Annotated in this window: 17 protein-coding genes; 16 read left to right on the forward strand and 1 reads right to left on the reverse strand. The window is 46.2% G+C overall.

Going from position 1 to position 22,145, the window contains the following annotated elements; genetic code table 11:
- The first annotated feature begins 89 nt into the window (after positions 1–89).
- The 3 genes from ARA78_RS12200 (at position 90) to ARA78_RS12210 (ending at position 4,213) form a co-directional block, all read left to right on the forward strand.
- The gene (locus tag ARA78_RS12200; RefSeq protein WP_055280598.1) at positions 90–2,531 is read left to right on the forward strand and encodes a LuxR C-terminal-related transcriptional regulator; all 2,442 of its coding nucleotides are present in this window, start codon (positions 90–92) and stop codon (positions 2,529–2,531) included.
- A gap of 270 nt (positions 2,532–2,801) precedes the next feature.
- Entirely contained in the window at positions 2,802–3,383 is a 582-nt protein-coding gene (locus ARA78_RS12205) for a xanthine phosphoribosyltransferase (RefSeq protein ID WP_004849872.1), read from the forward strand.
- 35 nt (positions 3,384–3,418) lie between these two features.
- Positions 3,419–4,213 (forward strand): hypothetical protein, encoded by a 795-nt coding sequence (locus ARA78_RS12210; RefSeq protein ID WP_004849874.1) that lies wholly within the window; start codon positions 3,419–3,421, stop codon positions 4,211–4,213.
- Between the two features lie 63 nt (positions 4,214–4,276).
- Here ARA78_RS12210 and ARA78_RS12215 read toward each other — a convergent pair whose 3' ends face one another.
- A complete protein-coding gene (locus tag ARA78_RS12215) occupies positions 4,277–6,076 on the reverse strand; it encodes an alpha-amylase family glycosyl hydrolase (protein ID WP_055280599.1) in 1,800 nt (599 codons plus the stop codon).
- 171 nt (positions 6,077–6,247) lie between these two features.
- Here ARA78_RS12215 and ARA78_RS14340 point away from each other — a divergent pair, with 171 nt between their 5' ends.
- From ARA78_RS14340 to ARA78_RS12280, 13 genes are all read left to right on the forward strand, one after another.
- On the forward strand, positions 6,248–6,466 hold the full coding sequence (locus tag ARA78_RS14340) for a solute carrier family 23 protein (protein WP_022059575.1): 219 nt from the start codon (positions 6,248–6,250) through the stop codon (positions 6,464–6,466).
- Positions 6,467–6,768: 302 nt separating this feature from the next.
- On the forward strand, positions 6,769–7,542 hold the full coding sequence (locus ARA78_RS12225; protein ID WP_055280600.1) for an ABC transporter ATP-binding protein: 774 nt from the start codon (positions 6,769–6,771) through the stop codon (positions 7,540–7,542).
- The gene (locus ARA78_RS12230) at positions 7,532–9,613 is read left to right on the forward strand and encodes an FtsX-like permease family protein (protein WP_055280601.1); all 2,082 of its coding nucleotides are present in this window, start codon (positions 7,532–7,534) and stop codon (positions 9,611–9,613) included. Before ARA78_RS12225 ends, ARA78_RS12230 begins: the two co-directional genes overlap by 11 nt.
- A 15-nt stretch (positions 9,614–9,628) precedes the next feature.
- Entirely contained in the window at positions 9,629–10,279 is a 651-nt protein-coding gene (locus tag ARA78_RS12235) for a response regulator transcription factor (protein ID WP_055280602.1), read from the forward strand.
- Between the two features lie 10 nt (positions 10,280–10,289).
- Positions 10,290–11,309 (forward strand): sensor histidine kinase, encoded by a 1,020-nt coding sequence (locus tag ARA78_RS12240; RefSeq protein ID WP_055280603.1) that lies wholly within the window; start codon positions 10,290–10,292, stop codon positions 11,307–11,309.
- Positions 11,310–11,589: 280 nt separating this feature from the next.
- Entirely contained in the window at positions 11,590–12,018 is a 429-nt protein-coding gene (locus ARA78_RS12245) for a GNAT family N-acetyltransferase (protein ID WP_055280604.1), read from the forward strand.
- Positions 12,019–12,049: 31 nt separating this feature from the next.
- On the forward strand, positions 12,050–13,030 hold the full coding sequence (gene bsh / locus ARA78_RS12250; RefSeq protein ID WP_055280605.1) for a choloylglycine hydrolase: 981 nt from the start codon (positions 12,050–12,052) through the stop codon (positions 13,028–13,030).
- 367 nt (positions 13,031–13,397) lie between these two features.
- Entirely contained in the window at positions 13,398–15,419 is a 2,022-nt protein-coding gene (locus ARA78_RS12255) for a LacI family DNA-binding transcriptional regulator (protein WP_242849724.1), read from the forward strand.
- Positions 15,420–15,935: 516 nt separating this feature from the next.
- Complete coding sequence (locus tag ARA78_RS12260) at positions 15,936–16,943, forward strand: sugar ABC transporter substrate-binding protein (RefSeq protein ID WP_416810465.1); 1,008 nt, start codon at positions 15,936–15,938, stop codon at positions 16,941–16,943.
- Between the two features lie 172 nt (positions 16,944–17,115).
- Positions 17,116–18,615, forward strand: a complete 1,500-nt coding sequence (locus ARA78_RS12265) for a sugar ABC transporter ATP-binding protein (RefSeq protein WP_015534061.1) — start codon at positions 17,116–17,118, stop codon at positions 18,613–18,615.
- A 1-nt stretch (position 18,616) separates the two neighbouring features.
- Positions 18,617–19,636: an ABC transporter permease gene (locus ARA78_RS12270; RefSeq protein WP_022215843.1), complete on the forward strand. Its 1,020-nt coding sequence runs from the start codon at positions 18,617–18,619 to the stop codon at positions 19,634–19,636.
- 21 nt (positions 19,637–19,657) lie between these two features.
- On the forward strand, positions 19,658–21,136 hold the full coding sequence (locus ARA78_RS12275) for a glycoside hydrolase family 32 protein (RefSeq protein WP_008402272.1): 1,479 nt from the start codon (positions 19,658–19,660) through the stop codon (positions 21,134–21,136).
- 21 nt (positions 21,137–21,157) lie between these two features.
- Positions 21,158–22,123, forward strand: coding sequence for a carbohydrate kinase family protein (locus ARA78_RS12280; protein WP_055280607.1), 966 nt, complete (start codon positions 21,158–21,160; stop codon positions 22,121–22,123).
- Positions 22,124–22,145: the final 22 nt, after the last annotated feature.

Below are 22,145 nucleotides of genomic sequence, written 5' to 3' on the forward strand. Positions count from 1 at the left end.
GGGGCTGGATGCAGGCACCTTTGCTGATATATACAGGGTGTTGATTATCTATACCGGGATTAAAAAGTGAGAAAAGGAGATTTGTACATATGGGGAATACGGCTTCGGGTAATAAAGGCTGTTTTATAAAACCGAAAAAAGCCTGGAGGCTTCTGAAGACAGCGGATGAAGGGAATGTAACTGCATATATATTCGGGGTCAGTGGTTCGGGAAAGACGACTCTTGTCAGCAGATATCTTGGAACACGTAAGTACATGGTGGTGGATGCCGGCGGTATCAGACCGGATGACCTTGTGGTAGAAAGCAGCAACGCAAGAAAAATAATTTTCATAGATAATCTGCACAAGCTCTCATGGGGGGATGTGGACACAGTGAGGGAGCAGATCATAGAACTCATTAGAAGAGAAGACGTATGGGTTATACTCGTTGGCCGGTGTCCGGTTCCCCCATGGCTTTCTGCTGTAAGATTTCAAGAAGGATTTTATGTGGTGGACAGCAAGCTGCTTATGTTCAGTCTGGAGGATATAAAGAAGTATGCTGAATACGCTGGATTTAGTATCAATGAGGCACAAGTGCAGAGAATGTACTATGAGACTACAGGACTTCCGCTGGCTGTGGAGATGTGCCACATCAAATACATGGAAATGGCATATACAAGCGAGATAACAGATGATATGTATAATGATTTTTCGAGACGCGTTGAGGATGAGATGTGTAATTACCTTGAGTATCATGTGTATGATAACTGGGATGTGGAAATGCAGGAATTTCTCATGGAAATATCCGTGGTGGATGAGTTTACAACAAAACAGGCTGAGATGATAACCGGAAGAAGTGACAGTGAGCTTTTGATCGAGAGGGCAAAGTGGCTTGGAAACTTTATGACCAGCCGGATGGATAAGGATGGCAATACACAATATCAACTGCAGTTTCACATGAGGGTCTCTATGCGCAGACGTCTTAAGCGGAAGTACGAGAAAGAGCGTATAAGAGGCCTGTATGAGAATGCCGGACTGTTTTACAGACTTAACGGAGATATAAGGAAAGCTTTGGAGATGTATGAAAATACAGGAGTTACAGAGCGAATAGTTTCAATACTTGTCGATAATGCCAGACATGCGGCGAACAGTGGTTATTACTATGATCTGAAAAAATATTACCTGGAACTTCCGGATCATGTCATCGAGAAAAGTCCTGAGCTTATGTGTGGTATGAGCATGCTGCAGTCACTCCTTCTAAATCCTGATGAGAGTGAAAGATGGTACGACAGACTAAAATTATATGCAGATGAAAACCAGGGAAGTGCCAGGAAAAATGCAAAGGGGCTTTTGCTGTATCTGGATATTGGTCTGCCGCACAGAGGAAGTGTTGATGTATTAAAGCTTTTGAAGTCAGCATACACAATGGTCTTTAATAAGGAGGTAAGAATACAGGAATGGTCGGTTACATCCAATCTGCCTTCAATGATGAACGGTGGAAAAGATTTCTGTGAGTGGAGCAAGAGAGACAGAGAGCTGGCCTCGAAGGTTGGCAGGATAGTTGAGTTTGTGCTTGGAAAATACGGAAAAGGTCTTGTAAATCTTGCTTTGGCGGAGAGTTTTCTTGAAAAGAGCGGAGATAATTACGAGGTGGCAACGCTTGCGGCAAAGGGCAGAATGCAGGCGGAAGCAGGAGGAAAAATCGAGCAGTGCTTTGTTGCTGATGGTATATTGGCGTGGCTGCATTTGCAGAACGGAAAGCCACAGGAGGCTCTTGAGGTTTTGAATGGAATAGAGGGAAAGGCTGAAAAAGAGGAAGGACAAAATCTCCTTCCCAATATATATGCATTTGAGACCAGATGCAGCCTGTACAGAGGAGATAGAGCCTGTGTTACAGGTTGGATGGAAAATGCTCCGGATGAAAATGTTGAATTCAGGATATATGACAGGTTTATCTATCTAACCAAAGTGAGAGTATACCTTCAAAGCGGACGGAATGAACAGGCATATTCGCTGCTGACAAAGCTGAGATATTATGCTGAGATGATGTCCCGTACGTATATAGGGATAGAATGTGGTGTGCTGATGGCTGTAGCTTTGCAGCGATTAAAAAATGATGACTGGAAAAAGGCGATGTGCAATGCTATTGATACTGCGATGGAATATAGCTTCACAAGGATTATATCCAGAGAAGGTGCGGCGGTGAATACTCTTATAAATACCTGTGGATGGAAAGTCGAGAAAGATGGTGCTGACGATAAGGAGATAGCCGCAAGAAGGGCATATTTCAGACAACTGCAGAAGGAGACTGAGAGTATGACGAGATACTACCCCGGATATATGAAAGCGGGAGTAGATGATGTTCAACTCAGTGAGACGGCTACAGCCATACTTAAATTGCAGGCAGAGGGCTTGTCCAGACAGAAGATAGCGGACAGACTCAACATGTCGGAGGCGAATGTAAAGTATCATCTGAACCAAGTGTACAGGAAACTCGGGGTGACTGATAAGGCCGGGGCGGTCAGGGAGGCATCTAACAGGGGACTTATCTAATGATTGTGAGATTTGTGTTCGGTGGTGATTTACTTGAATACACCGCATGTAAAAGTTGTATATGAATGTATATAATTAGGGTGGAAAAACTTAGATTGTTGTTGTATTATGTCTATAATTATGATTACATACGAATCAGTAACGTCAGATTAAGAAGAGGATAATTTCTGTATGGCATAAAAGCGTTGGTGAAGATGACGCTTGAAACTCAGAGAATGAGCGAGTACGGATGGATTCGTATTTGACAGGTATTCAAGGAGGAATTGCGACGTGAATTTTTTGGAAGAGAGAATAACGAAGGACGGAATAGTTAAGGAGGGCAATGTTCTCAAGGTGGATAGTTTCCTGAACCACCAGATGGATATACGTCTGTTTGATCAGATCGGTGAGGAGTTCAAGAAGAGATTTGAGGGAACAGAGATCAACAAGATCCTTACTATAGAGGCATCCGGAATAGGCATTGCCTGTGTTGTTGCCAGACATTTTGATGTGCCTGTTGTATTTGCGAAGAAGTCAAAGAGCATCAACATAGAGGGCGATGTGTATGTGGCAGAGGTAGAGTCATTTACACACAAGTGCAAGAATCAGGTCATCGTGTCCAAGAAGTTCATCAATCCTGAGGACAAGATTCTTATCATAGATGATTTCCTTGCAAATGGATGTGCGCTTCAGGGGCTCATCTCCATAGTGAAGTCAGCAGGCGCCAGCGTAGAGGGAATCGGAATCGCAGTTGAGAAGGGCTTCCAGACAGGTGGTCAGGTCATCAGGAATCTAGGATATCATCTTGAGTCGCTTGCGATAGTGGACAGCATGGACGCTGCTACGGGCGAGATAAAGTTCAGGGAGCAGTAGGATCGCTGCGGGATATTTGCTGAGAGGTGGGGTATATGGGAAATAACAATTTAGAAGAAAAAAATGTTTCTATGCCTGAGAAAATTGGAGGCGTAATATTTGGCATATGGTTTGTTGCCAGTATTATAGCCGGATTTGTTGCAAGTGAGATCGGAACGGATGCTGTTATGCTTGTTGTGGGGCAGTTTTTTGCCGGGATAGTTCTTGTCATAATTCTAAAGACTCTTATTCCGATGATTAAGAAGCGAAAGCGGGGGAGCATCATCGGTATAGTGTTCATATCTGTGTTTGCCGGTGCTGCATCGGCGCTGATATGGGCGGCGTGTGCTGTGAAAGATGGCTCTTTTGCGGATAAGATAGTATTGCTCCCGGAACGGATATTGGGGAGAGAAAATTGCAATGTTGGAGCATTTTATGCAGAGATATTTGCCTGTGCATTCTTTGTGGTCAGTGCAATAACACTGCTCTCTGTGATATGTAAGAGAAAAGCGCTTGAGCGAAGATGTTCATTTACTGTGAAAGCTGTATGCCATGATGTACGTGCAGATATGAGACAGGATATGAGAGCCGGCAGAAGATATCCGGAGGCGGGAGTATTTGAATTTACATACAGGGATAAGCAGTATAAAGTGTATGAGCAGACATATGTATATGGACTGAATATAAGTAAAGGCGATGTGGTATATCTTTATATCAACCCAGAAAATCCGTACGAATTTTATCTGGAAAACAGTGGTATATTCAGCAGTCAGGCGATATGGTCAGCAGTTTTTTTGATGGTTATATCAGGTTTGATGGCCGCAGGCTGCAATTTGTTGATTTTTAGGTGAAAAAATAGCCAGGTGTATGTTCTCCAATTTGGAGAATATGCACCTGGCTGTTTCTACGTAATTTTATCTGAAACTCTTCAGCCAGTTCACAAGAGAGTCATGCCAGATGTTGTCTGTGACAGTCTTCTTCATCTGCGCATCAACAGGTCCGTTGCCTGCAAGCTTTGCCAGGATAGCAGCCTGAAGTTCAGGAACTGTCATGGATTCCGGAGATTTGCTCCAGTCAACTGTGATGGTTTCTGGATCAACCGGGGTGTCGGCAGCAGCTTGGGCAGAAGCGTCCTTGGCTGAATCTTTTACCTCGTTGGCGGCAGAAATATTCTTCTCAGTATTGGTTGTGTTTTTCTTAGCATCTGCAGATTCTGTAGCAGTCACAATGTCTTTGGATTCTTTGGATTCTATCTTTGGTTCAGCTCCCTTATTGCCTTTTGCATCGGTAGCTGTTTCAGATGCTGCTTTATCTTCTGTGTTGGTCTTAGCTTCGCTCTCAGTCTTCGTCACAACCTTAACCGGCTTTACATCCAGGTCTGTTCCCTCAGGCACCCAGATCTCTCCACTGTTTGCAGGCTGGGTTATGTTGATATGACCATCCTGTACAGATACCTTTTCGCCTGACAGGGCGCCGATGTATGCTGTGCAGTTCCCTGCTGCAAGGTGCATTCCGGCTGGGGCATCGTCGTTGTTCACTGACACGATGACACGTGTTCCGTCAAGATCCCTCGCGTATGCGAACTGTCTGTTGGTGAGCATCAGCTCATCGTAGCTGCCATATGACAGTGCAGGAACGGCCTGACGTACCTTGCCGAGTGCGGCGATGAGTGCTGTGCAAGGGTTGGTTTTTACTGAATCCTTGTAATCTTCTATATTGAGAGCTGGTCTTAAGCTGTCGTCTGAGCCATATTCCTTGCGTCCCTCAATACCAAATTCTGAACCGTAGTATATGCTAGGCACACCCGGAAGAGTGTAGAGCAATACATGTACAGGTGCAAAATGAGCCTTATTGGTAAGTTTTGTATAGATACGCTCCACATCATGGTTGTCTACGAAGTTGTAGAGCTTTAATGTTCCCATGTTCTGGAGACGTCTTACAGTGTGCGCGATTTCAAAATAGTTGTGGTCATTGTGGCCGCTGTACAGAGCCTTGTGAAGTGTGTAGTTGGTGACACTGTGAAGAGTCTCGCCGTTTACCCAGCGGCTGTAGTCGCCGTGGATGACCTCACCCATGAGCCAGAAATCCGGCTTCACTTCATTTGCTGTGCGGCGCAGTGCCTTCATGAAATCAAAATCAAGGACGTCCGCAGCGTCAAGTCTGATTCCGTCCACATCGAACTCACTCACCCAGAAACGGATCACATCGCATATATAGTCAACGACAGCAGGATTCTTCTGATTCAGCTTGACGAGAAGGTTGTAGCCTCCCCAGTTGTCGTAAGAGAAACCGTCGTTGTACTCGTTGTTGCCCCAGAAATTCACGTTGCAGTACCAGTCCTTGTACTGTGAATTCTCTCTATTTGCCTGGATGTCCTTGAATGCGAAGAAGTCACGGCCTGTGTGGTTGAACACTCCGTCGAAGATGACCTTTATTCCCTGTTCATGGCAGTAAGCCACAAATGCTGTCAGGTCCTCATTTGTTCCGAGACGGGAGTCGAGCTTCTTGTAATCTGTAGTCTCGTAGCCGTGTCCGACTGACTCAAAGAGTGGTCCGATGTACAGTGCTGAACCGCCAATCTCCTTTATATGATCCACCCATGGAAGCAGGGTGTTTAAGCGGTGAACAGGCTCACCGTAGTCGTTCTGTTTAGGGGCTCCCGTAAGTCCCAGTGGATAAATGTGATAAAAAACTGCCTCATCATACCATGCCATAGTTATCCCTCCATATTTTAGGTGCTGTCAAATACAAAGCACCCGATATTATTTGATATACGCTGTGAGCTGCAAGTGTTATCAGAAGCTGCCCACAACGTTTATATTATACTAAAAAAATTAGAAAAATGCGACAAAAAGTCATGTATGTATTGCACGACAGAGCCACAGATGCAGGAAAAAGACTCCATTGGAGTAGTGACGCTGGCGTGCTGTCTGCTCGTCCATATATTTGCAAAGTCATACTGGAAGCAGCTCTCAGTTCTGTTCGGACTTGTGGTTGGATATATAGTAGCAGTGTGCATGGGTATGGTGGATTTCTCCGCACTCAGCGGAACATCAGTCATAGCGCTCCCTCACATCATGCCATTTAAGCCGGAGTTCAACTGAAACGCGATCATATCAGTAACTTTTCCCTAAGATCGTGCAGACGGTATTTGCTGAGAACTGTGTGGCTGTTGTATTCATAGTTGCCATCATTCTGAATCTTGTGCTTCCTAAGAACATGGATGCCCACGAGACCCCAAAGACTGAGGATGCAGAGTAAAAACCTTTCATAAGGTGTAAGTGTTAATAACAGCGTTGTTCTGATATTATAATTTCAGAACGGCGCTGTTTTTGCTTTTTCAAAAATAGGTCAAAAGGGGTCAGGTACCTCCGTCCCCAAATAAAAATAAAGAAAGGTGAACAATATGGATAGTTTATTAAAGATAGAATCACTGAAGAAATACTATGGCAAAAAGCCAAACCAGACTAAGGCTCTGGACGGCATATCATTTCAGGCCATGCCGGGGGAGTTCCTTGGCATCATGGGTAGCAGTGGATCGGGAAAGTCCACACTGCTGAACTGTATCGCAACGGTCATAAAGCCTGACAGCGGAACCATAGAGCTCCAGGGCAAAGAGATACAGGCGCTTAAAGGTGCGAAGCTTGCGCAGTACAGAGGCAGGGAGATAGGTTATCTGTTCCAGAATTTTGAACTTCTGGACAATCTAACAGGCAGAGAGAACATTATGGTTCCGTTGTCAATACACGGTGTATCCGAGGATGAGAGCAAAAACAGACTGGAAAAGCTTTCATCATATCTGGAGATAGATAACGTGCTTGACAAATTCCCGTCGCAGATGTCTGGTGGTCAGAGACAGAGGGTTGCGGCCGCCAGAGCGCTCATACTTAATCCGCGGATCATTCTTGCGGACGAGCCGACCGGAGCACTCGACTCAAGAAATGCAAAGGCACTCATGGAGAAACTGTTGGGACTGAACAGGGATGACAACACTACCATACTTATGGTGACCCACGACTCAAATGCGGCCAGTTTCTGCAAGAGGATACTCTTCATACAGGATGGCAGGATATTTCATGAGCTCAGAAGAGATATGGAGAGAGAGTCACAGCAGGAGTTTTATGAGAGGATACTCAAGCTGATGGCGCAGATGGGAGGAGGCAGCGCAAATGTTCTTTAAACTCGCAATGAGGAACAGCCGGAGAAACAGGAAAGAGAATGGTCTGTTCTTCGCTTCGCTGGTTGTGTCCATAGTGGCATTTTATATCATATTGGCACTGTCCCATCAGGATGTGATGATATTCCTGAGAAGTCTTGAAAGCGATGCGGTGAACCGTCTTCTTCAGATAGCGGCGGTGTTCTATGTATTTTCGCTGGTCATGTTGTTCTTTCTTATATACTATGCAAGCAAATACCAGCTCGAACGACGGAGGCACGAACTTGGAATGTATATAATGATGGGGATGAGGAGATCAAAGCTTTTTACCCTGCTGATGGCGGAGGATCTGGGCAGCAGCGTAGTGGCTCTGCTCATCGGACTTCCTATAGCGATCCTGGTGTCTGAGGTGGTCAGCCTTCTCACAGCCAGACTGGTAGGTCTTGGCGTTATAGGTCATCACGTATCATTTTCACTGCAGGCAGTCATACTGACAACTGTTGGATTTGTAGCGATAAAGCTTGCAGCATTTCTCATACTGAGCGGTAAGCTTGCAAGAAAGCAGATTGGCGATCTCCTTGTAGATACACCGGAGACAGAGAAGAAACAGCTTCCGGCTCCTGTGTATGGTGTGAGTGCAGTCCTTGGTCTTGTTGCGCTGGTCGTTGCATACTGTCAGGGAATAGGCGGCTATTCGTGGATCAGCGTAAAATATATGGCGATCACCATAACACTGGGATTTGTTGGCATGTTCCTGCTGTTTTTTGGTCTCAGGCTCTTTGTTGATGCACTGGCCAGACGTGCAAATGGCACAAAACCACTTGCTGTGTTCGGTTTCAGGCAGATACACGAAAATGTAGTAACAAAATCTGGAACGCTTGCAATAAGCTCGATACTCATACTCGGCGCTCTGTGCTGCTGCGGTGCGGGCGTTGGCATATGTATATCCAGACAGAATATGGACCATGTGCTTGACTATACATTTGCTTCATATGGTGATGACGTCGAGACGGACAGCAGGAATATCCGCGCGAAACTGGAGAAAGCAGGTGTGATGGAGGATTTCTCGAACGTATTCGATATGAAGCTTGGTTATATAAAGATGGGTGAAAATGAGTCCTATGATGATGCTGTGAACGTGGGGAATGTCATATCTGCACTTGAAAAACTCAAGGCTTCAGAGGACAGGGACGTGCTTATAAATAACATGTCATACATGACATACCCTTACCTGATCCAGGAGAGCGCGTACAACAAGGTGCTTGAGGCTGCGGGAAAGGAGCCTTTGGAGCTCGGAGAAAATGAACTGGCACTCTATACGGATTTCTTTACTGATTACCGCGGAGGTTTATTGAATGAGGTATTGGCAGAGCGTCCGGAGGTGGATGTAAGAGGAGATGAGTATCATCTGACCGGAGAGGTCCAGACCACGAAGATCGTGACAGATTCATCGATAACCCTGTCGTTCGGACTTATCGTGGATGACGATACATTTGCCAGACTGACAAATGACAATTGTGAGTTATATGTAAATGCCGTTCTCAGAAAGGATATCGTTGATGACAAGGGACTGATGAAGGCCATAATGGATGAAAATGAGAAGCTTGACGGCATAGATTTTGAGAGTATAAACGCTGATTGCGAGAGTTATCTGCAGAACATAGGAAGAAATATGTTCTACACGGTGGCTGCAGGATATATAACGCTTTATTTGGCGGTGGTGTTCCTCATAATCGCAAATACCATAATCGGTGTTCAGTTCCTGATGGGACAGAGAAAGTCCGGCAGAAGGTACAGAACCCTTGTGAAGCTTGGCGCGACATACGAAATGCTCTGCAGCTCAGCAAACAGACAGGTGGGCTGGTATTTCGGAATCCCGGTTGCCGTGGCGGCGGTCAGCAGTATATTTGGTGTGCGTGCTCTGCTCACGGGAATCCTGTCAGAATTCATGCGCGGCAGTGTGAAACAGATACTTATCATAGCTGCGGTTATGATAATCCTGTTGTGTGTGGTAGAATATATCTATATGACAGCGGTGAAACGCTCAAGCAACAGATATCTCATGGCGATGATGACACCGGAAAGGGTTGAGTAAACGGTGAAGTGTGTGATGGTGGTTGAGGACGATGTCCTCATGTGCGATGAACTTCTGGATATGCTGACAAAGGCAGGATACAGGGCAGTTAAGCCAGATGGATTTGACAACATAATAGAACAGATACTGGACATGGCTCCGGATATTCTTCTGCTGGATATCAATCTTCCGGGCAGGAGCGGCTTTGACATATGCCGGGAGATCAAGAGGCGGAGCTCTGTCCCTGTGCTGGTTCTCACATCGAGGGACCAGCTAAAGGATGAGCTCCATGCGCTGGAGCTGGGTGCTGATGAATTCCTCACGAAGCCATGCCGCCGTGAGCGGCTTCTGGCCCGGGTGGCAAATGTGCTCAAGAGGTACGAGGGCAGACAGAACCTGATCGAAGGAGAAGGATTTCTTCTGGACACTCAGACATACACTCTGTATATAGATGGGAGATCTGCGGTGCTTCCACAGAATCAGGGACGTATATTTGAAACACTTATGACAAGCGGAGGAGAGGTAGTGTCTAAGGAGAAGCTTTGTGAGGCAGTGTGGGGCACATCGGAGTATATAGATGAAAATGCCCTGCAGGTGAATCTTACAAGACTCAAAAAGACGATGGCGGGACTGGATATGAAGGCAAAGATCATAGCTGTAAGAGGCGTTGGATACAAGCTTGAGTAGTGGAGAGAATATGAAAAGATTTGGACTTGTTATAAAACAGAATATTGTCTGGCTTGGGCTGCTGCTTCTGACGGACGTGGCATTCTGCTTCTTCATGTGGCTTGTGGCACCGGAGGCATTTGCCAGAATAAGGGTGCTGGTTGGCGTGTTCACTGTGATACTGTTCGCGGCGGTGTGCTCGGTGCTGTGTATAAAGGACAGGAAGAAGATTGAGGCGTTCAGGAGATTTGTCACTGCCCCGGATGAACAGAGCGAGATAGAAATGAGGAGCCTGTGCGGGGCTTCTGAACAGGAATATGTGAGCGTGCTGTCGGAGGAGCTTCACGATCTGAGAGATTCAGTGATGCAGAGTAGCAGACAGCTCAGGGACTATCAGGAGTATGTGGAGAACTGGGCACATGAGATCAAGACCCCCATCTCTCTGCTGACATTTGTGGTGGACAATAGGAGAGATGAGCTGCCTCATAATGTTGTGACGAAGATGGACAATGTGACCAGCCAGATGCAGAACTATGTGGATCAGATGCTCTACTACGCCAGACTGAAAAGCGATTCCAAGGATTATCTCATGGAGAGCATAGATGTGGAAGGATGCGTGGATGAGGTGATAGCTGACTACAGATCCCTGCTTGAGGAGAAGGGCATACGGGTCAGAAAATGTCTTGAGAACGGAGCAGTGTACAGTGACCGCAGGGGATTGCAGTTTATACTCGGTCAGCTTGTGAGCAATTCCATGAAATACACAAATGAACAGCCGGAGATATCATTTGACTTCTGGACGGCGGGTGACAAAAAGCTGCTGTCCGTGAGTGACAATGGCATAGGTGTAAAGAGCTGTGACATGCCATACATATTCGAGAAGGGTGTCACGGGTGATTCGGGTGAGAACAGGAAGCATGCAACGGGCATGGGACTGTATCTTGTCAGTGAGATGGCGCATGACCTGGGCATCACAGTGACAGCAAATTCAAAGTGGCAGAATGGATTCGAGATAGTACTTGAATTCCCGGATGTGGAGACGAAGATATAAAAGTGAGGAGGCAGATACAGTGTTGTGCGTATCTGCCTCCTCACTTTTTACCGGGATATTTTATAATAAATTTATGGGTGGTGGTCTGTTAATAATCACTTTGATATTCTATAATGTAAGCATCGGCTGTAACTTAGTTGATGGTGCAAAGTCAGTTTAAGCGGACTGAGGTTCGGCGGGGATGTGTCAAGTTTTCTGTGAAAACTTGACATGTAGCGCCAGCCATTTGCCGAAGGTAAATTTTGCATGGCTGGTGTTCAATGGAAAGGAGAATATAATTATGGAGATCAGAAAAGCGGCAGCAGAGGATTTTGATATTGTATTTGATTTTATAGAAAAATTATGGACATATAATACATATGACAGGGAGGAAATACGCAAAGTATATATGGACGTCATAGATGACGAACGCAGCTTTGCGTTTTTATTATGGGATGAAGGTATTTGCAGAGGCATGTGCCATGGAGACTATTTCAATACATTCTGGATGTCGGGGCTCACATGCTATGTGTCAAGCCTCATAACAAGAGAGGAGGACCGCGGCAAGGGATATGGTGTGGCACTCCTGGATCATGCGAAGGAGCTTGCAAAGCAGAGGGGATGCAAGGCCATCACCCTTGATTCCGGACTTCCGAGGACAGGGGCACATGGCTTCTACGAACACTATGGATTTGAAAAGAGCTGTTACGGCTTTGAACTGACGATATAGATTATCTGCAGAGATTTGGAAGGAGACAAATATGTGTACAGCAGCAACATATAAGACAAAGGATTTCTATTTTGGAAGAACACTAGATTATGAATTCTCGTACGGCGATGAGATCACCGTGACTCCGAGAAATTATCCGTTTGAATTCAGATATATGGGCAGGAAGGAAAGCCATTATGCCATGATAGGCATGGCACATGTGGCAGGTGACTATCCTCTCTACTATGATGCTATAAATGAGAAGGGGCTTGGAATGGCAGGCCTGAATTTCGTTGGAAATGCTGCGTATCAGGAAGTGGATGAGAGCGGTGACAGGGACAATGTTGCCCAGTATGAGTTCATTCCGTGGATACTCGGAAACTGCGCCAGCGTGGGAGAGGCAAGGGTTGCCCTTGACAGGATGAACCTGACTGGAACACCATTTTCTGAGCAGCTTCCTACAGCGCAGCTCCACTGGATAATAGCTGACAGAAATGGAGCTATAACTGTGGAGTGTATGGCTGACGGACTTCATGTGTATGAGAATCCGGTTGGAGTTCTCACGAACAACCCGCCATTTCCGCAGCAGATGTTCCTGCTCAATCAGTATATGGGGCTGTCACCAAAGCAGCCGGTGAACACATTTGCACCGGAGGTGGGGCTGAATACTTACAGCCGTGGCATGGGAGCCATAGGACTTCCGGGGGATCTGTCGTCCACGTCGAGATTTGCCAGGGTGGCATTTGTGAAGCAGAACAGTCTGCCTGCGGATTCTGAGGCTGAGAGTGTAAGCCAGTTCTTTCACATACTTGGCTCTGTGGATCAGCAGAGGGGCTGCTGTGAGGTTGCGCCTGATAAATATGAGATAACCATATACACATCCTGCTGCAATGCTGACAAGGGAATATACTATTACAATACCTATGAGGGTCATCAGATAAATGCAGTGGATATGAACAGGGAGAATCTGGACGGCGCAGAGCTTGCCAGATACCCTCTTATCCAGGGGGAGAATATCAATTGGCAGAACTGAGTATCTGCTGCCCCCGGGACCCGGGAAATACCAGGAAATAACTTGGCGTTTTTATCTTTTGGGAATAAAAACGCCTGTTTGCACACAAAATTGTATCTAATGTGATGAAAAAAGATGAAAAGATACAGAAATTTAATTTTTTGTATTTTTTCATCTTTTTTTCTGCATTTTGCGAAAAAATTGTGCTGTTTTATGTAATGGTGGAGCCGGCAACTGCATGGTTCCAGTAGCCATCGCAGAGCCAGTAGCCCTCCAACAGAGCCGGCAGTCTGGATGATGACAGTGGTTGCACAAACATAGAAAAGTAGATTATAATATCGGAAAAGGGCGTTGCCAGTGGCAATGTACGGAAGCCAGAGTTATATCTGTGATACGGGAGAAAGGACGAGATATGGGCAAGTCAAAGGTTACAATAAAAGAAATAGCGGATATGGCAGGGGTGTCAATAGCCACGGTATCACATGTTATAAATAGGACGAGGTATGTCAGACCTGAGCTTGTGGATAAGATAGAGAAGATCATTGTAGAGACAGGATACCAGAATAAGATAGCTGATAAGGAGAGAAAACTGCTGGTTGGACGGGAGTCCACGATAGTTGCAGTCATTCCAAACATTGAAAGTACTATATACAGAGATATGGTAGCTTATGTGAAGCAGCTTGTCAGTGTGCAGGGATATCAGTTCCTTGTGGCGATAACAGACAATGATCTCAAGGAGGAGGCGCAGGTGCTTGCCGGACTTCTGGTCAACAAGAAGGTTGCCGGTATCATACATGCGCCGGTGAGCGATGTGGCATCTAACTACACAAAACTCATACAGTCAGGAATGCCGTTTGTCTGCGTGGAGAGGAATATACTCGGTGAGGGAATAGATTCCGTGGAGTTCCGAGACAGGGAAGCCATATTCAAGGGCGCAGATTACCTGCTGTCCAGCGGACACAAGAATGTATTGTTTTTCCGGGAGAGCACGGACAGCACGACGAAGGACGAGAGGACCAGAGGCTTTTTAAATGCGCTGGAGAAATACAATATAAATACAAATGATGCAAACATTGTTGATGTGACGTTGGAAAAAGGAGAGGACGACTGCATGCTGGCTATTCAGAAAGCCCTGCGCAGATACAGGCCGACCGCTGTACTTGCGGGGGGCAACAGAATAACTCTTTATCTTATGAAGACACTGAGAGATATGGGAATCGACTGTCCGGGAGAGATATCTGTGGTTGGATTTGGTGATGAGAGCTGGTCTGAACTTACTTATCCACCTCTTACAATACTGAGAAGAGATGTGAAGGGACTAAGTGCCAAGGCTGTTGGGATGTTGTTTGAGAAGATCAATACGGGAGTTGCCATATCGCATGACTGTTATGCAGATGTAGAGCTTGTAGTCAGAAAATCCACAAAGATGCTTGACAATGGACCATTTGGAGATAAAGCGGCAGCACCGGATTCGGTTGTACTGACAAAAGAAGAGAAACACAGACTAAAGGCAGGACATTACAGGGTTGCGATCTCTTTCCACTATACCGGAACGTCTTGGGCAGAATTGCATGAGAAGGGCATTCGGGAGGAACTTGAGCAGTTTGGAATAGATGTGGTGTCGGTTATGGATGCGCACTTTGACTCGGAACTGCAGAATGCACAGCTTGATGGCATAAGACTTCAGAAACCGGATGCAGTTATAGCTATTCCAGCGGATGACAGCCGTACCAGAGAAAAGTTTCAGGAGCTTTCAAAAGTGTCAAAGCTGGTGTTCATAAGCAATGTTCCAGATGGTATGTCCAAGAACAGCTATGTGTCCTGTGTATCAGTAAATGAGTCGGAGAATGGAACGAACACGGGAAGAATGTTGGGAGAATATTGTAAGGAAAATAAGAAAAAAAAGGCAGGTTTTATTATTCATGGCGCGGCATTCTATGGAACAAGAGTCAGGGATAATGCTGCTGAGAGAATAATCAAGGACAGTTACCCGGATATTGACATAGTGACGATCAGGAGCTTTGGAGAAATATCCAATGCATATCAGGTAGCCAAGGATGTGATAACTGCCAATCCTGAAATTGAGGCAATGTATGTGAGCTGGGATCGCCCAGCGCTTCTGGCTATAAAGGCGCTCAAGGAGCTTGGCAGGGAGGATGTGGCGGTGTTCACAACTGATCTTGACCATGGTATAGCCCGGTGCATGGAAGAAGGAATAGTCAAGGGACTCAGCACGCAGAGACCATACGAGCAGGGAAGAGCGGCTGCGGCAGTTGTTGCCAAGTCCCTGGTAAGTGAAGAACAGCTTCCAAAGTATGTGGGAGTTCAGCCGTATCAGGTCGAGCCAAAACAGCTCAGGCTTGCATGGAAGGAAATCTTCCATGAGTCCATGCCGGACAGACTTGGGTGATATGACATCCGTCAGAGAGAAAATTGTATCTTTCTGGCGGATTTTTTGCGTTTACACACAAGACCTTGGAAGATTGTATCTTTTTCGCCTGAGAAGTTCCCAAGGATACAATTTTGTGTCCAAGTTGCTGTAACCACACCCAAAAGAGAAAATTCCCGGGGAAGTGGTACCGGAGACAAAGGACAAGATTACAAGATACAAGGTGACAAGTAACGGGTGTCAATCATACACTACAAATCCCATAAGTATGACATATCGTAAAATATTTACGTAAAAAATAATAAAAGACCTGCGAACCCTATAATGCAATCGAGTGTTATTTGTACATAATGACGAATAAGCAATAAATAAAACACTTGATATTGACAATAACCGACAAAGGTTATATCATCAAAACATGCAAAGGACGAAAAACAGTTTAAAATTTACGTAAATTAAACCGGTTGTAAACAGTTTTTCGACAACGAGTTAGCAAAAACGAAATACATGATATTGGAGGTAAAAATTATGAGAAAGATTAAGAAGTTATTAGCAGTTGGAGCATGCCTGTGCATGTCACTCAGTTTACTGGCAGGTTGTGGATCAGGAGCAGGAGGCGCATCGGACGGCGGTTCATCTGAATCAGGTACAAAGCAGGAGAGCACGAAGTCATCCGACCTGTCATTTGCATTCTGTACAAACACACTTAACAACACATTCCAGAGTTCAATAGATGCAAAGCTCAAGGAACTCTGTGATGCGAACGGAATATCATATACATGTCTTGATCCTGACTACGATCTGAACACACAGCTCAGCCAGTTATCAGACGTGGCAAACAGTGGATACGACGCAGTGTTCATCATCCCGGTTGATTCAGCAGGTATCACATCTGGTCTTGCAGAGATCAAAGATGCAGGAATCCCAATCTTCAATGTAGATACAGCAGTTATCGAGGATGACATAGAGAACTTTGTAACACAGTTCGTTGGAACAAATGCATACATGGCAGGACAGCTTGTAGGTGAGCAGATGGTTAAGGATTATCCGGATGGAGCAGACATTGCGATCCTTGACTTCCCATCAAATGAGAGCTGTGTAGACCGTGTAAATGGTTTCCTCGATGGTCTCGGTGACAACAAGGACAAGTTCAATATTGTGGCACAGCAGGATGGCGAGGCTGCACTTGATGCATCAATGAGTCTTGCAGAGGATATCATCACAGCAAACACAGATCTTCAGGCATTCTTCTGCATCAATGATCCATCAGCACTCGGTGCTGCAGCAGCAGTTAAGGCAGCAAATAAGACTGGCAAGATCGGCGTGTACAGTATCGATGCTTCACCAGATGGCAAGCAGGCACTCATTGACGGTGAGTTCACAGCAGTTGCATGTCAGGTTCCTGTACAGATTGCAGAGTATGCATTCAACGCAGCACAGAAGTATGTAGGCGGAGATACGACCATTGACGAGAAGAAGGTATATCTTGATTCACACCTTGTACTCAAGGATGAGGCAGAGAAGACAGTTAACGACTGGCAGTAAGGCCGGATCGAAGCCGGCAGTAACAGCACGGGGCTGCCCCCGGCTGGACATACATGACACAACGTAGGTGTATATAATACGGGAGAGACCGGGGATCTGAGATCTCCGGCCGTGATCCCGAAAATGACAACAAGACAATAAAAGATCTGATATAGAAACTTGGAGGTTTAATATGGGACAGACAGTTCTGGAAATGATAGGGATAAAGAAAAGCTTCTCTGGAATATATGCTTTAAGCGGCATCGACTTTTCCCTTGAACTGGGAGAGGTGCATGCACTGCTCGGTGAGAATGGTGCAGGAAAGTCCACACTGATCAAGGTCCTCGGAGGAATTTACCAGCCCGACAGCGGAATCATCAAGGTAAATGGCAAGGAGGTAAAGATCAACGGAGTTCCGGCTGCCAGAGAAAATGGTATAGGAATAATACATCAGGAGATCGTACTTGTTCCATATCTTTCGGTGGCACAGAACCTGTTTCTCGGCAGAGAGATAAGGACAAAGCTTGGGACATTGGACTTTGCAGAGATGAACAGAAGAGCAGAGGAGATGATATCATCCCTCGGTGTGAATATAAAAGCAGACACTATAGTAGAAAATCTGACCATCGCACAGCAGCAGATGGTGGAGATCGTCAAGGCGGTCTCATTCAACGGTAAGATCATAGTTATGGATGAGCCAACCTCATCACTTTCAAATGAAGAGGTGGAGCAGTTATTTGAGATCATTGAGAATCTCAGAAAGAAACAGGTAAGTATAATCTACATCTCCCATAGAATGGAGGAGCTCTTCAGGATATCTGACAGAGTTACCGTCATCAGGGATGGTGCATACGTAGGAACAAAAAAGACATCAGAGACAAGCCCGAATGAGCTGGTTGCGATGATGGTAGGAAGAGATCTGGAGAGCTTCTATGCAAGAGATTACTGCGACATGGACAAGGCAGAGGTTGCTCTGGAGGTAAAGAATCTTTCCCAGACAGGTGTCTTTGAAGATATAAGTTTTTCGGTACACAAGGGCGAGATCCTGGGCTTCTCAGGTCTGGTCGGTGCCGGACGAAGTGAGATCATGGAGGCGGTATTTGGCGCGACACGGCCTACATCGGGAGAGGTGATACTCGGAGGAAAGCCGGTTCACTTCAAGAATCCAATGCAGGCTATCAAGGCAGGCATAGCACTGGTTCCGGAGGACAGAAAGAAACAGGGACTGGTACTCGGCAACAGCGTGGCATTCAACCTCACACTCTCATCCCTCAGATTCTATATGAATGGAATCGCAATAAGCGAGAAGAAGCGCGGCGAGGTAATAGACCATTATTCACAGAGACTTAGGATAAAGGCGGCATCGCCAGAGATTGAGGCGGGCAGCCTGTCAGGTGGAAACCAGCAGAAAGTGGTTCTGGGCAAATGGCTTGCGACCAAGCCGGATGTACTTATTCTGGATGAGCCGACCAGAGGCGTGGATGTAAATGCAAAATTTGAGATATACACAGTAATCAATGAACTGGCAAAGGAAGGCATAGCGATAATCATGGTATCCAGTGAGCTTCCTGAGATCATCAACATGTGCGACAACGTATGTGTGGTCAGAGCCGGAAGACTCGTGAAGAAGCTGTCAAAGGACGAGCTCTCACAGGAAGAGATAATGAAATACGCTGCAGGAGGTATCGAATAATATGGGCGAGACAAAGAAGAATTCAAAAGCAACTTCTATATTAAAGAACAATCCCCTGACATCCATAGTCAAGGGCAACATAGGAATCATAGTGGTTCTGATAATCATGTGTGTGGCGGTAGCACTTGCCACGGACAAGTTCCTCACGACCAACAACATCATATCAGTGCTTAGACAGATATCGATCAACACATACATAGCACTTGGAATGACATTGATAATTATACTTGGACACATCGACTTGTCAGTTGGATCGATAGTAGCCATGTCGGGAACCCTGACCGTAGGATTTATAGTTAACCAGGGACTCCCTCTCGGCGTTGCCATAGTAGCAGGACTTCTGGTTGGTACAGCAGCGGGCTTTATAAGTGGTTTTATAGTTGCTAACTTCAAGGTGCCTGCATTCATCATCACAATGGCCATGATGAACATAGCAAGTGGTATAGCTTATGTCTACACAGGTGGACAGTCAACACGTATCACCAACAAGATCTTCATCGAGATCGGAACAGGATACCTGTTCAATGTGATCCCACTCCCTGTAGTGTACATGGTAGTGCTCATCATACTGTTCAGCTTCATCCTCAGCAAGACAAAGTTTGGAACATATGTATATGCGATAGGTGGTAACCGTGAGGCTGCAAGACTCTCAGGTGTACCTATCAAGAAGATAGAGATCGTAGTATTTACAATATCTGGACTTCTCTCAGCATTTGCAGGACTTGTACTTTGTTCAAGAATGTACTCAGGCCAGCCTTCAGTAGGAAGCGGATACGAACTTGATGCCATCGCAGCCTGCGTACTTGGCGGAACATCCATGACAGGAGGTAAAGGAAGGATCAGTGGAACCGTATTTGGTGCCATGGTCATCGGAATCATCTCAAATGGTCTTAACCTTATCGGAGTGTCATCATACTGGCAGCTCATCATCAAGGGCCTTATCATCGCATGTGCGGTACTCCTTGATGGACAGAAGGGCAAGCTTGAGCTTCTCAAGAAGAAGAAACTGGCAGCAAACTAGTAGAAAGAGAGGACTGATAATATGGAGATTTTTAGAAAGATGTCCTTCGCGGATTCCACGGGAGATGCAATACCTTTCTACCACGAGGGTAAATATCATATATTCTCACTGACTTCCCCTCCGGGAACAACAGTGTACCCGGCAAGACTCAGAACAACATGGAGCCACAGTGTATCAGATGATCTGGTGCACTGGGAGGAGCTTCCTACAGCGCTCTATCCGGGCGAGGGCGACGAGCCGGATGCATCAGGAGTATGGACTGGATCAGTCATATACGGCGAGGGCAAATACCATGCATTCTATACAGGCTACTGCCTCACCGCAGAGTATCAGCAGACCATATGCCACGCTACAAGCGACGATGGAATCACGTGGGTGAAGGATGCAGCCAATCCGGTCATCACACCTATGATAGAGCTTTACGAGAAGCTTGACTGGAGAGATCCATATGTATTCTACAATGAGGAGGACAAATGTTACTGGATCCTCATATCAGCGAGAAGGTTGGATATGCCGATAACCAGAAGAGGATGTATAGTTCTCTACAGATCAAAGGATCTGGTCAACTGGGAATATTACGGACCGATATATTCACCGGGACACACCAACTGTCCTGAGTGCCCTGAGATGTACAAGATGGGAGACAATTGGTATCTCTCATACTCAAGATTCTCAGAATATGTAAATACAATATACAGAGTTGCAAAGTCACCATTTGGCCCATGGAGAAAGCCAAAGAAGGATGGCATAGGCGGAAGAAGATTCTACGCAGCCAAGTCCATGCAGGATGATGACGGCAGACGCTTCTACTTCGGTTGGGCTCACGACAGAGCAGACAGAAGCGACAGAGGTGAATGGTACTGGGGCGGAACCTTCTGCGTGCCGCATGAGGTAGTTGCCACAGCGGATGGAGGACTTGACGTAAAGCTTCCAAAGGAATATGAGCATGTATTTGAGAAGCCTGTGGCATGGGATTACATCCCTGTACTTGGAAATGCAGAGCTTCACGGAGACAGACTGGTTGAGATGGATTCAGTAAGCACATGTACATACGGATTCCTTGGACACAACGAGGAGAGCTACATGCTGAAGTGCAAGATCATGCCTAGAGAGGTGTATGACCATTTCGGTATACTGCTCAAGTCAGACAAGGAAGCAAGCGGATGCCTTCTCCTTGAGTTCGATGTGGCCATGCAGAGAGTGTCACTGGTAAATCTTCCTATGGGAGTTGACCCGTTCTGGGTTCAGTCCTGTCAGGCTGTGCCTCCTGCAACGGAGCCGGGCCCTGATGGAGTCAGAGTGTGCGAGAAGACATTTGACATAACAGAGGGCAGCGAGATAGATGTGAAGATCATCGTTGACCATGATATGGTGGAGGTATTTGTCGGAGAACAGGTGGCGTTTACATACAGAATATATGCGAAGCCTGAGTTTGAGACGGGACTTCTGGCACAGGATGCAAGAGTAGAATTCTATGACATAGAGATCACAGGAAAGTAAAATTCACAAGGAGGATCCAACATGGAAAAGAAATATGATGTTGTGGCTCTTGGTGAATTCCTGATAGACTTTACCCCTGCCGGAAGCACTGATTCCGGGATGAAGCTCTTCGAGCAGAATCCCGGAGGCGCTCCGGTAAACATGCTCACGGCAGTCGGTAAAGCCGGGCTTAAAACTGCCTTCATTGGTAAGGTTGGAGATGACATGCACGGCAATTTCCTTGTTGAGACGGCAAAGCAGGCAGGGATAGATACCAGAGGTATAGTGGTTGACAATACGGTATTTACCACTTTGGCATTTGTCACTCTGGATGAGAACGGAGAGCGTGAATTCTCATTTGCCAGAAAGCCGGGAGCGGACACAATGCTCTGTTACAAGGAAGTGGATGCCGACCTGCTAAGAGACACAAAGGTGTTCCATATAGGTTCGCTGTCTCTCACGGATGAACCGGCCAGAACCACCACGTTTCAGGCGGTGAAGGAGGCAAAGAAATACGGCGCGGTGATATCGTATGATCCGAACTACAGAGCACCGCTGTGGGACAGCAGAGAAAATGCGATGGAGAGGATGAAGAGTATTCTTCCATTTGTAGATATAATGAAGCTTTCGGACGAGGAAACAGCGCTACTCACACCATTTTCCGATCCGGAAGAGGCAGCAGAGTATCTTCTGGGAAGCGGCGTAAGACTTGTTGCGGTTACCCTGGGAAGTGAGGGTGTGCTGATATGCAGCAGGGATGGAAGCCGGAAGGTTCCCGGATTCGTCAGCCATGTGGTAGATACGACGGGGGCTGGAGATTCATTCTGGGGAGCATTTGTATCACAGCTTGTCAGAGCGGATAAGAGACTGGAGGAGTTCAGTATAGATGAGCTTGCAGAGTGTGCAAGATACGGAAATGCGGTTGCGAGCCTGTGTGTCGAGAAGCGCGGAGGACTCAGATCGATTCCTGAAGAGAGCGAGACATTTGAGAGACTCACAGTAAAGTAAGTGTACTACAATTTTTCACATA

It is taken from the genome of Coprococcus eutactus, assembly GCF_001404675.1.
Classification (GTDB): domain Bacteria; phylum Bacillota; class Clostridia; order Lachnospirales; family Lachnospiraceae; genus Coprococcus; species Coprococcus aceti.